General features: G+C 37.2%; 12 protein-coding genes and 2 pseudogenes. 7 read left to right on the forward strand and 7 right to left on the reverse strand.

All coding sequences use genetic code 11. From position 1 onward, the window contains the following. Positions 1–156: 156 nt before the first annotated feature. Positions 157–495, reverse strand: coding sequence for a hypothetical protein (locus M3189_RS19010; protein WP_251636605.1), 339 nt, complete (start codon positions 493–495; stop codon positions 157–159). Positions 496–667: 172 nt separating this feature from the next. Here M3189_RS19010 and rlmD point away from each other — a divergent pair, with 172 nt between their 5' ends. Beyond that, positions 668–2056, forward strand: coding sequence for a 23S rRNA (uracil(1939)-C(5))-methyltransferase RlmD (gene rlmD, locus M3189_RS19015; RefSeq protein ID WP_251636607.1), 1389 nt, complete (start codon positions 668–670; stop codon positions 2054–2056). A 16-nt stretch (positions 2057–2072) separates the two neighbouring features. Here rlmD and M3189_RS19020 read toward each other — a convergent pair whose 3' ends face one another. From M3189_RS19020 to M3189_RS19035, 4 genes are read right to left on the reverse strand one after another with little or no spacing between them, the layout of a single operon-like run. Further along, entirely contained in the window at positions 2073–2342 is a 270-nt protein-coding gene (locus M3189_RS19020) for a hypothetical protein (protein ID WP_251636608.1), read from the reverse strand. Positions 2343–2389: 47 nt separating this feature from the next. Next, the gene (locus M3189_RS19025) at positions 2390–2989 is read right to left on the reverse strand and encodes a recombinase family protein (RefSeq protein WP_251636610.1); all 600 of its coding nucleotides are present in this window, start codon (positions 2987–2989) and stop codon (positions 2390–2392) included. Beyond that, positions 2917–3186, reverse strand: a complete 270-nt coding sequence (locus M3189_RS19030) for a hypothetical protein (RefSeq protein WP_251636612.1) — start codon at positions 3184–3186, stop codon at positions 2917–2919. Before M3189_RS19030 ends, M3189_RS19025 begins: the two co-directional genes overlap by 73 nt. A 20-nt stretch (positions 3187–3206) precedes the next feature. Next, complete coding sequence (locus M3189_RS19035; RefSeq protein WP_251636614.1) at positions 3207–3365, reverse strand: hypothetical protein; 159 nt, start codon at positions 3363–3365, stop codon at positions 3207–3209. 39 nt (positions 3366–3404) lie between these two features. On the opposite strand from M3189_RS19035, the gene M3189_RS19040 reads away from it, so the two are divergent. From M3189_RS19040 to M3189_RS27335, 6 genes and pseudogenes are all read left to right on the forward strand, one after another. Next, positions 3405–3713, forward strand: coding sequence for a hypothetical protein (locus M3189_RS19040; protein WP_251636616.1), 309 nt, complete (start codon positions 3405–3407; stop codon positions 3711–3713). A 15-nt stretch (positions 3714–3728) separates the two neighbouring features. Further along, the gene (locus M3189_RS19045) at positions 3729–4073 is read left to right on the forward strand and encodes an extracellular solute-binding protein (RefSeq protein WP_353057460.1); all 345 of its coding nucleotides are present in this window, start codon (positions 3729–3731) and stop codon (positions 4071–4073) included. A gap of 510 nt (positions 4074–4583) precedes the next feature. Continuing rightward, positions 4584–4730 carry a hypothetical protein gene (locus M3189_RS19050; protein WP_251636620.1) on the forward strand — a complete coding sequence of 49 codons (147 nt, stop codon included), beginning with the start codon at positions 4584–4586 and terminating at the stop codon, positions 4728–4730. After that, positions 4697–5023 (forward strand): annotated as a pseudogene (locus M3189_RS19055) (sugar ABC transporter permease); the annotation flags it as partial. The gene M3189_RS19050 and the pseudogene M3189_RS19055, both read left to right, overlap by 34 nt. A 22-nt stretch (positions 5024–5045) precedes the next feature. Beyond that, positions 5046–8861, forward strand: coding sequence for a GH32 C-terminal domain-containing protein (locus tag M3189_RS19060; RefSeq protein WP_251637085.1), 3816 nt, complete (start codon positions 5046–5048; stop codon positions 8859–8861). Between the two features lie 869 nt (positions 8862–9730). Then, positions 9731–9989: pseudogene (locus M3189_RS27335) on the forward strand (urease accessory protein UreH domain-containing protein); the annotation flags it as partial. Positions 9990–10126: 137 nt separating this feature from the next. Here the strand turns inward: M3189_RS27335 and M3189_RS19065 are convergent. Next, positions 10127–11494 carry a sensor histidine kinase gene (locus tag M3189_RS19065; RefSeq protein ID WP_251636622.1) on the reverse strand — a complete coding sequence of 456 codons (1368 nt, stop codon included), beginning with the start codon at positions 11492–11494 and terminating at the stop codon, positions 10127–10129. Positions 11495–11607: 113 nt separating this feature from the next. Further along, entirely contained in the window at positions 11608–12300 is a 693-nt protein-coding gene (locus tag M3189_RS19070; protein ID WP_251636624.1) for a response regulator transcription factor, read from the reverse strand. Positions 12301–12441 lie beyond the last annotated feature (141 nt).

Consider the following 12441-nt stretch of genomic DNA (forward strand, 5'->3'; position numbering starts at 1 on the left):
CCCGCGGGATTCCTGTTTATTTTTGTTTAAAGAAATCCATGAAAGCATGGTAAATTTCTATACCTTGAAAGGTAAGCATTCCTGCTGCTGTTAATGAAAATACACCAATCATTAAAAAGCGAATCCACATTTAGTTTTCCTCCCTTTTTGTAAGTTTTAACTTATCAAATCAGGGGAGGAGATAACGTAATTCGACTGATGAAAAACGGGTAGAAGGAAGATAAAACTCTTGGTGTATATTCTAGTGGAGATTCTTTGAATGGTGACTACGATTTGTGAAAATAAGGCAAGTACTCCAATAAAGTATAGGTGGTATAGATGTTTCTCTTCATCGTCGGATGCTGATTTCGTATTCCAATCATCAATGGTTAGAACTGCTTTATGTTCATGATGTAGATGAGTAATTACCTTTGATTGGTGAAGAAGAATTGTAAAGGATACGAAGGCAAGGAGCAATGCGATGGGAAGAATTTTTACCTTCTTTATCGTAATCACCTCCTTCCGGGATTGTTTTAATTATAAACACTTTTGTTATGTTGTTAAATGAATATGCTCCGACAATTTACGCGAAAGTAAAGGGGATATAATCAATTTATGGCTGATTTCGCAATTAGATTGGGTTTATGATACAATCTTGCTAGTCAAATCGGAGTAAAGGAAGTAAAAAATGAAAAAAACAATACCGGTAAAAAAAAATGATTTTATAGATGTGGTATTTGAAGATTTAACACATGATGGTGCTGGGGTTGCGAAGGTGGATGGCTTTCCCTTGTTCGTACCTAACGGACTGCCAGGGGAAAAAGCACAGGTTAAAGTGATCAAAGTGAACAAGGGTTACGGCTTCGGACGTTTGATCGAAATTTATGAAAAAAGCCCGTACCGCATTGAGGTTCCTAGCAGTGAGATACATAAGTATGGCGGCTGTCAGCTCGAGCACATCAGCTATGAAGGGCAGTTGAAATATAAGGAAAATCAAGTCAAGCAGGTGCTTTCCCGGATTGGTAAACTAGAGGATGTGATTGTGCATCCGATTCTAGGGATGGACAACCCATGGCATTATCGAAATAAAGCACAGGTTCCCGTGGGAGAAAAAGATGGTAAGCTGATTGCTGGTTTTTTTAAACCGAGAAGTCATGAAATTGTTGATACAGATGAGAGTCTAATCCAGCTTCCTGAAATTAATGAAGCGGTTCAGGCTGTTAAGGAAATATGCAGCGAGTTAGGGGTAACCGCTTATCATGAAGAGTCCCATAAGGGTGTTCTTCGCCATATTATGGCACGTTATGGAAAACAAACAGGTGATCTGATGGTGGTCCTTGTTACAAGGACTGCTGATATTCCAAACAAAAACCAAATAGTTGAAGAAATTATTTCTCGACTGCCGAAAGTAAAGTCGATTGTACATAACGTTAATTCAAAGCGCACGAATGTGATTCTTGGCGGAAAGACAACAATCCTATGGGGCAATGAAGTGATTTATGACCTAATAGGTGACGTTAAGTTCGCTATATCTGCTCTTTCCTTTTATCAGGTGAACCCTGTTCAAACGAAGGTACTTTACGATAAGGCACTCGAATATGCAGGGCTTAGTGGAGAAGAGTCTGTGATCGACGCCTATTGTGGAATTGGAACCATCTCCCTATTTTTAGCTCAAAGGGCAAAGAAGGTTTTCGGGGTAGAAGTTGTTCCTGAGGCGATTGAAGATGCGAGACGGAATGCAGAGCTCAATGGCATGACGAATGTAGAGTTTGCTGCAGGGGAAGCGGAAGTTGTAATTCCAAAGTGGTATAAAGAGGGGAATTCTGCAGATGTCCTCGTGGTGGACCCGCCGCGCAAGGGCTGTGACGAAACTTTCTTGCAAACGATTATTGAAATGAAACCTAAAAAGGTTGTCTACGTATCCTGTAACCCAGCCACACTTGCACGGGATTTACGTATTCTAGAAGATGGCGGCTATAAAACAGTCGAAGTTCAGCCGGTTGACATGTTCCCTCAGACGACACATGTTGAGTGCGTCTCGCAGATAGTTTTAAAAGAAGCAGCAGACCCCAAATAGGGGATTCTGCTGCGTTTTAATCAGGTATGGAAGCCGAAAAACGATAGTGGATGAAAGGTGTTCCATTATCCTTTACTTCAGTACGATTTATCTCGGGTGTTAACTCATCGAAAATTAGAAATCGAAGTAATTCTTGTTTGAACTTCTCGATGTTATCTGCCGTTTTTTCACTTTCCATCGCTGTTAAAAGATCGTTCTTCTTTTCTGCTAACTCGTTATTTTCAATATTATTAGCCTCTACATTTTCACGGTATTCCTCTTGAGTAATTATCTCTTCGGCTAACATATTGATGTACTTTCTTTTGCGACGCCTAATGACCTCGAGTTGCTTTTCTAATTTCTCAAGTTGTTTTCAATGTTTTGCTTCGATTTTTTTGATTGAGCTTCTAACTTTTTTAAATATTGCTGCTTGTCAATCTGTTTCACTAACTTCTGGATGTCAGTTAGAATTGTTTCTTTCAGTAATTTCTCTCTAATTAGATGATTACTGCATGCTTTTTTACCTTGACGTGCATAACTTCCACAAATATAGCCTTCACGATTACTCCTGTACCACATTCCTGTACCGCAGTCTTTGCAAAAAAGAATATTGGTAAATAGATGCTTCTTAGGTGCTGTAATATACTTTGTTCTAATTTTCATTTGTTGCTGAACGGCATCAAATACTTCGCGTATAATTATTGCATCATGAGCCTTTTCAACAATTATTAGTTTTTCAGACTCAACCTTTTTTCTCTTTTTACTTGTCATACTTACTGTAGTTGAACGATTCTGTACTAAGTCACCTACGTAGTGAGGGTTGGTAAGAATAAGCTTAATTGTTGAGTCATCCCATTTATCACTTGCATTCTTTTTGCCACCTACATCAGCAGGTGTAGGGATTCCCTCATTGTATAATCGCTTTGCGATACTATCACGGCCACTTCCAGCCAAGTACTCTTCAAAAATTCTTCTAACGATGTTTGGGGTTTGTCATCTTTAATAACAAGTTTGCCTTCTTGAACTTCATATCCGTAGGGGGCATTAGAACCTTTGTAAAGCCCTTTTTTTGCACGGGTGTGCAAGGTTTCTTTAACACGGTTATTTTGCTTGTACTCTGAAATTATACCCATGACGTTATCATTTGACACAAGTATGTATAAAGCACAATTCATATTTCATCAACTCTACTATTTTTATTTTGAGATGTGATGGTGGTTTGCCTATTTTTCGAAGAACTGATTATTTCATCAATTTTTAAATTGATGAAAGGGTCTAAGATATCCAAAAAAGATACCTTATCTTTTGGATAAAATCTGTTTACTTTCACTTGTGTTTCCCCCTAAATATAATTTCAAAGATTTGGTGTATGATAGAAGTTCGAGTAAGTTTTCTAAGGAAACGCCCCCTTGTAAGCCCTGATGGAACTACTGCAAGTGGATATTTAGATTCAAAGGAATCTCTTATGGCCTTACAATTTTACCAGGATTTATATCATAAATATGATGTTGCTTCTGTTGAATTGCCGTCAGCTGCTTTTGAATCAGGTAAGTTAGCGATGACGGTGATGGGATCTTGGACATTAAAGGATTTTGAGGCAAATACTGATTTTAAACTGGGAGAGGATTTTGGGATTGCTCCAATGCCTAAGGCTAAAACTCAAGTTGTTCCCAACTGAGGATGGTCGCTCGGAATCTCATCAAAATCTAAACATCCAAAGGAAGCATGGAAGTTTATCAAATATGTGACAAGTTACGAAGGAATGAAAACATATGTAACCATAACAGGTGATATACCTGCCAGATACTCTGTCGCAAAAGATTTCCCTGAGCTGAATGAATATCCTAAAAATATTTTTTTACAGCAAGCACAAAAATTTTCCAGAAATCGACCGGTTATACCTGCATATCCTGTTGTCAGCGATGCAATCAAGACATTATTTGAAGATGTCGGAATCGGCAGGAAAAATGTAGAGGCTTCCGCAAGAGAAGCGGTGGAAAAAATCAACATAGGTATAAATGAAATACAGAAACCATAAATCTGTTATTCCTCTAGTAAATAAGCTAGAGGTTTTTTTATTGAATAAAAAAGTCTTATATTAGTACAAAACCTGCTCACCCTAAACCTATGGGAATGAAATTGTATTTAAGTGCCAAAAATTTTAAATACCCCTATCCAAAGATATTGGAATCTAACTTTTATACTACCTGATATAGTTAAAAGCAAATAAGCAATAAAATTCTTCATAGAAGGTTAAGAGATTGCAAGAGTAAGTTAATACCAAAAATGAAACCGCTTTAAATGTTATAACAGATACGAAAGCTGTATCTGTATGTTAACTTTGCTTCTGCCAATTAAGAACAAAGGAGGCAGCAATTAGAAAAAAATTTGTGGAACACCCGTAGACAGACGGGATTTTTGCTAGTCATGATTAAATAGTAACAGCAAGTTTAAGGGTGGCAAATATCTTGATTATTGATTGGGAATAACATACTGCACACAAGAGAAGTGTTGCAAAATTTCTGTATTAGGAGGGGGCCATCGAGATATGACAAAGCTTATACCAAAGGTTACAGCCTATAGGAAGAATATAAAGTCTAATACTCTAGAGTTAGAGCATGTAGAGGTCAAAAAAGAAACCAGTGGTACTCTTTTCAATACATCAGGCGTAATTACGTACTGTATCTGTTTTTAGCTCCTGCCATTATTCTAACCATTATTTTTAAATATGTACCTATGTATGGATCGATTATTGCATTTAAGGATTTTAGCCCAATGAAAGGGATTTTAGGAAGTGATTGGGTTGGACTGGAGCATTTCAGAGATTTCCTAACATCACCAAATTTTGGCGACATATTTATGAATACGCTTTTGTTGAGTGTTTATGGACTTATTATTGGGTTTCCAGTCCCTATCATTTTAGCTTTAATGCTGAACCAACAAAGAAGGGCAGCAATTAAGAAAAATATACAACTTGTGCTATATGCACTGCAAAACTACTTTGGAACAAATGACAAGGAGGAAACTAATTTTGAAAAAATGGATTTCAATATTTTTGTCAACTATAATTATTACTACCTCTGTGGGAACGTATCTTGTTTATCCTTCGAAAGGCTTGGCAGCTGTACCCAATCAAACCATAGGGGAAGAAACGAAGGTGGAATCAACTATTTTTGAAAACACAAACAAAGCAACTACAAATCTAACAGGCTGGCAAATTAAAGGGAAAGGCACACTGGAAGACACAGAACAGGGACTATTGCTAACATCAGAACCAAAAGAAAATGTAATGGCGGTTTCAGATGTCATCTCTGAAGATTTTATCTATGAAGCAGATGTGAAAGTAATAGACAAGAATGCGGATGCCACCTTAGTATTCCGCTCTAATGAGGATGGCTGGGATTCCTATATGCTGCAAATCGTTCCTAATGCGGGAATCATTCGCCTTCATGATGCTCGTGATGAAAAGAGATTAAAAGAGGAACGCAAGGTTAAGTTGCAAGAGGGTGGAATCTATCATCTGAAGGTGAAGGTGGTAGGAGATACGATCAAAGTTTATTGGGAGAACAAGTACGCTCCTATAATAGAGGTAAGAAATGCTTCATATAACAAGGGGTTTCTTGGACTTAACGTATGGGATGGGGCAGCATTATTTCAAAATGTAAAAGTCAGCGAGCTCTCAACAAATCTTGGTTCAACCCTATATAAGGAAGGAAACTGGGAACCAGCTATCAAAGGTTTGAAAGGAATAGCTGATAATGCTGTGAAAGCAAAGCAAATCTATAATAAAAGCGCAAGCGACTTTGTACTTGAAGGAAATGTTTCTTTTGATCAAAACCCATCGGAAGCTGCACTTGCTTTTCGTGCAAATGAACAGGGAACAACTGGTTACCAGGCGGTGCTTTATAAAGAAGGTCATACAGTCAAGGTGCAATTGAAAAGGGCGGACGGTACAGTACTTAAAACATCGGACCATACCTATGAATCTCAAGAAGGTACCAAACACCATCTTGAAATTATAGCAAATGGCAATGAAATCGAACTGTATGTTGATGGCTACTCTGAAGCTGCTGTTAAGGTGACGGATAGAAGCTACAAGGCTGGGCTTGCAGGATTTAACGTAACATCAGGTTCTGCCTACTTCCAAGATGTTTATCTAGTTCCAACATCCAGCTATTACAAAGAAAAATATCGGCCAGACTATCATTATACTCCAGCTCGCGGGTCTGTAAGCGATCCGAATGGTCTGGTCTACTACGAAGGCGAGTATCATTTGTTCCATCAAGATGGTGGGACTTGGGCCCATGCGGTAAGTAAGGATTTGGTGAATTGGAGTCGACTTCCTATTGCCTTGCCATGGAATGATCATGGGCATGTCTGGTCTGGATCAGCTGTAGCGGATTTAAATAATGCTTCCGGTTTATTTACGAATACGGGAGGGAAAGGACTTATTGCATATTACACTTCGTTTAATCCAGATGGACGGAATGGGAACCAGCGTATTGGTCTTGCCTATAGTACCGATCAGGGACGTACTTGGAACTATTCAAAGGAACGCCCGATTGTAATTGAGAATCCCGGCAGGAATGGGGATGATCCGGGAGGCTGGGACTTCCGTGATCCTAAAGTCGTCCGGGATGATGCAAACAATCGATGGGTTATGGTTGTATCCGGCGGAGATAACATTCGCTTCTTTACTTCTACGAACTTAATAGATTGGAAGCTTACTGATAATTTTGGTTATGGAAATTATGTGCGCGGCGGAGTATGGGAATGCCCTGATCTCTTCGAACTTCAGGTTGAAGGGACAGATGAGAAAAAATGGGTTTTGATGATTAGTACTGGGGCAAATTCAAAAACGCAAGGGTCTGATGCGGAGTATTTTGTTGGACAGTTGACAGCTGATGGTAAATTCATCAATGACAATCCAACTGGGAAAGTACTTAAAACGGATTACGGAAAGGAGTTCTATGCATCAATGTCATTCTCCAATATGCCGGATAATCGCCGTGTAATGTTGGCCTGGATGACCAACTGGGATTATCCGTTTGCATTTCCAACTACGGGTTGGAAGGGAGAACTGACGATTCCGCGAGAGGTACGATTGGTGAACACAGATGAAGGGATAAGACTCGCACAAGCTCCGATTAAGGAACTACAGTCCATTCGCAGCACCATATACCAGACACAGAACAAAATAATAAATCCGACTAATGCTTCAAACTTGTTAAAGGGAATCAAATCAGGAGCCTTTGAAATAGAAGCTGAGATTGAAATTCCTTCTACAAGCCAAATAACCGAATTTGGTTTTCAAGTTCGTGAAGGTGCGGACCAAAAAACAGTTGTTGGATACAAATCAGCAGATAACAAAATTTTTGTAGATCGTGCTGAGTCAGGTGAATCTGATTTCTCCAGCCTTTTCTCAACGTTACATGAGGCTCCATTAAAACCGGATAATAAACGTATTAAGATGAATATCTTTGTAGATGATTCATCCATTGAGGTATTTGCTAATGATGGGAAGATAGTTTTTTCTGATGTTATATTCCCTGATCCTTCGAGTCGTAACATTCACTTCTACGCCAAGGGAGGCGAAGTGAATGTTGTATCATTACAAGTACATTCACTTACAGACACTTGGGGTCACAATGCGGAAGATGGTACAAGTATTGTAATGGATACAAATCAAAGGGAGATGAATATTGGTGATGCTTTAAACTTATTTGCATCTGTGAAAAATGGAAATGGAAAGGGTACTCAGCCTATTAAATGGACATCCAGTGATTCGAATATAGTGGAGGTTGCCTCTTCTACTAACACCAGCGCAGTACTTAAGGCGGGAAGCAAAGGAGAAGCAATCATAACAGCGTCTACGCCGAATGGAAAGGCTTCTGCAAGTGTAGTGGTAAAAGTATATGATGGTGAATTTCATACTAATTTAACTGGATGGGGATCAGACCTTTCGGCATCAAAATGGACTATCACCGAAAATGGAATCCGTGGTACGCATACAAGTGATGCAAACTATATGGCTAAGGAAACTGCGGGAGACTTTATCTATGAAGCAGAAATGATGCTGGGAGAAGCAGGCGGTGCAGGTTCCATTCTATTCCGGGCAAGTGAAGATGGTAGAAGCGGATATTACTTTAATCTTGATCCGAATATGAAGGCTTTTCGTCTATTTTACAAGATTGACGGAGGCTTTGAGGAACGTATGGTAATTGGGAAAGTTCCTGCCTTTATTCAACCAGGAAAGACATATAAAGTGAAAATCGAGGCGAAGGGTCCCCACATCCAGATTTATGTGGACGGTCAGAAAATCATGGATTTACAGGATGGAACATTTGCCGAAGGGCATTTTGGTGTAAATGTCTTTGGAGGTCAAGCAACTTATCAACATGTTAATGTCATCAATGCCTCAGAAGCAAACTTAATGAAAACAAGCTTTACGAATATAGTAACAGGAAAAGCTCTTTATACATCCAAGTCTCAGAACGGGGAGCCGGTGACTATAGCTGATGCAGACCAGGCTACTAACTGGACCCTGATTCCAACAGGTGATGAGCATGGTTCCTATTCAATCCGAACAGATGGCGGCAAAGCGCTTGATATGGATACTGGGCAAAATAAAATTCAGCTGTACAACTATCTTGGCTATAATAATCAGCGCTGGATTATTACTAAAAATAATAATGGGACTGTTAGTATCACTTCTGTTCATAATGGGAAAGCACTCGAAATAACAGAAGATGGAATTTTGACTCTTGATGATTTGAATCCAGATCAGGAGCTTCAGCAGTGGGCGCTTTCTTCTGATAAAAATTAAAAAGATTTGAAGAGATACAAGAAGAAGAGCTTTGATCGGTATAATAAAGTTATAGCCACATTCGGTGAAGTATTGGATTATCAGCCTTCCGTTACAACTAGATAGTATTTAAGATTAAAAATAATAAGATGGAGATTAGCGGATTAGGCTAATCTCCATTTTAAATGAGTTTAAGGGGAGAAAAAATAATGTTAAAAAATATTTTTTCCTCGATTAAAGAAAGAGTGATATTTTTGGAATATCCCCTCATTTCCTCAATTTGGCCGGATAGTCAGTAAGTAAAACTATACCTTTTGTACGAGTTTGGAAATAATACACTTATAAAAACGAAGCTTATGTTTAAGATTATAAATAAAAATACCAAGTTATTTGCTGCGCAGTACAAGAATGCTGTTCAAAATAAAAAAGAAACTGTAGAAAAACTGCTTTAAAAGGTAAACACCACTACATCAATATATCTGCGATCACTATTCAAGCCACGTTGAGTGCGTGTCGCAGATAGTTTTAAAAGAAGCAGCAGACCCCAAATAGGGGATTCTGCTGCATTTTAATCAGGTATGGAAGCCGAAAAATGATAGTGGATGAAAGGTTTTCCATCAACCTTTACTTCAATACGATTTATAAAGCGATGCAAGATCTCGGGTGACCACATAACCAAACGGGGCGTTAGATTCTTTATAAAGTCCTTTTTTTGCTCTAATTTGTAATGTCTCTTTAACACGATTACTAGTGCTTTGTGACTCCTGTTCATATATCCATGCGTACAGGCCGAACATGTCCGTGTTACCAGCTAGAGTATTAATAATAAAATTAAGAGGGACATTTAAATTATTTCAGGGATAAAGGAATACAAGGATGAGACTCCATCCGGGTCATTTATGTTAGGATTTAGTTTCTCACTAGCCTTCTGCCCAACTATGTTTATCTTATTTTTCGTCACACTAATGCCAGTAGTTATGTCCAATGGATATGGTTTATTCTCCCCTCATTATTTGCCATTGGAACAGTATTCCACTATTAATCTTCATTTTTATTATTTGGTATCTCGGTGAGGTTATTCAATTGATTGCAGGGGTCCTACTATTATTCTTAGGCATTTTTGATACATTAACATATTGGTACTCATAAGATAAAAGAATGTATTGATTAGAAGCGAAAAAACAACGAATCCTTTCGTTGTTTTTTTCGCTTTATATTTAAAGTGATTTTTCTAAATCAATAAGGACACCATTTTCAATAAATGAGCAAATAATATCCCACTACTATCATTTTTTTAAAATGATAGTAAAGCAAGTTCCTTTACCAACGTGACTTTCAACTGTAATCTCTCCGCCATGGGCTTCGACTAGTTGCTTTACGATAGCCAGGCCAAGACCGAATCCACCCGTGGCCCTTGAACGAGATTTATCCACTCTGTAAAGGCGGTCAAATATGTGTGGAAGATCCTCATCAGGAATACCTACTCCTTGGTCCTTAATAGTGATTTGAATTTTTTCGTTTTCTTCTATTACCCTTACAGATGTGGTACTAGTTTCTCTTGAGTATTTAAGACAGTTATCTAATAAGTTTATAAAAACTTGTTCAAATCTAATGGGGTCTATATCAATTAATATGTTGGCTGGACAATCTAAAGTTAATTGTATTCCCTTATTTTTAAAGGCTGGCAAAACCCGTTCATAGATTGGGTGAAAATAGTTGCAAAAATTAATTTTTTCTTTATTTATTGAAAACGTATTTTGATCCAATTTTGCCAGGTCAAATAATTCCTTTAGTAAACTAGTTACACGTTGGGACTCTTCCTTGATAATTTCAAGATATTGAACTCTATCCTTTTCGTTAAGGTTCGTTCGTCTAGCTATATCAGCATATCCATTAATATAGGTTAATGGAGTACGAAGTTCGTGAGAAATACTAGCTAAAAATTCATTTCTTTCCTGTTTTAAGTAATTTAAGTCATTCGCAAGAGTTTGAATACTATGTGATAGTTCCCCTATTTCATCATTCGAAAGTTTGGGTAAAGTAACAGTAAAATCACCTTTGCTTAGTTTTTTTGTTGCCTCTTTCATAGTAATCAATGGCTTTGTCAAAGCTTTGGATAAAAAGAAAATGAAAATTAGAACAGAAAATACGATTAATAGTGATGCAACAAACATATGTTTATTTAATTGGGATATAAGCTTTTGTACATCAGTGGTGTTTTTAAGTATATATACATAACCAAATTCCTTACCGTTATTTTTAAATGGTGTTACGGTGGCTATATAATGTTCACTTTTCCAGTCAGGTTGAATTATTTTACCGTTTCTAGGAAGTGAGTTAGAAATAGGAGTATTTAGAATATCATTTATGCGGCTATTAATCTTAACAGACGAAATGATTATCTCTCCCTTAATATTTGTGACCACCACCTGGGTATCTGAGTGAACTCCCAATAATTTAATATGACTTAGAGTGTGGGTGTCATAACTAATTTCTAATATATCACGTTGACTATTTCCCATATTTTGAAGTAGTTCCAATTCTTGATGAACCCGGGAATGAACTAAATTTCTATGTAAAAAGGTCATAGAAACAATTTCTATCAACAATATACATACAGAGAACCATAACCCTAGTTTTACGGAAATTTTCATACATAAGCACCTCATAGAATTAATAAAGTTATTTTATTAAAATAATGTGAAGAAAGTATGCAGATGGTCATATGAAAAATCGTCTCCTATTGGAAACGATTTTTTTGAATTCTTTAGGGTGTTTCATGGTCCTCAGTTACCCATTTATATCCGATGCCCCAAACCGTAAATAGATGGTTATCTACAGGAAATCCTGCATTTCGTAATTTTTCACGGAGATTTCGAATATGAGAATCGATCGTTCGATCATCAATATGTGAGTTTAATCCCCAAATGGTAGATAATAAATGGTCTCGTGAAAATACCTTGTGAGGATTTTTTAAAAATAAACCAATTAATGCAAATTCTTTAGGAGTTACTTGAATAAATTGGTTTTGATATTTTAATTCAACAGATTCTTCTTTCCATTCTAAACCTTTAAAAACCAGTAGAGTTTCTTTTAAATCATTTGTTCTTCTTAATAAGGCTTCAATTCGTGCTAATAATTCTTCTTCGTTGAAAGGCTTCGTCACATAATCATCTGCTCCAAATTTTAATCCTTTTATCACATCAACAGTTTCACTTCTTGCTGTAAGCATAATAATCGGAACTTTGGAAAACTCTCTTATTTTTTTGCAAGTTGTCCAGCCATCCATTTCAGGCATCATAACATCAAGAATCACTATATCAATTTTTTCTTCTTCTAATACATTCAAGGCATCTTTACCAGATTCCGACTTTATACATTTAAAGCCATGGGGTTCTAAATATAGACCTAAAAGGTTCAGCATTCGGGTTTCATCATCGACAAGTAAAATAGTTACCATAATTCCACCACCTTAAAAACTGTTTATATCATAATAATATAAGAAAAATATGAAGAATGTTTGCAGATTTTAGATAGATGTTTATTTTTTATATTATGTACTTATAAAATGGGGAAAACATAATGAGTATAGTGATAATTC

Source organism: Neobacillus niacini (assembly GCF_023715415.1).
GTDB classification, from domain to species: Bacteria; Bacillota; Bacilli; order Bacillales; family Cytobacillaceae; genus Neobacillus; species Neobacillus niacini_C.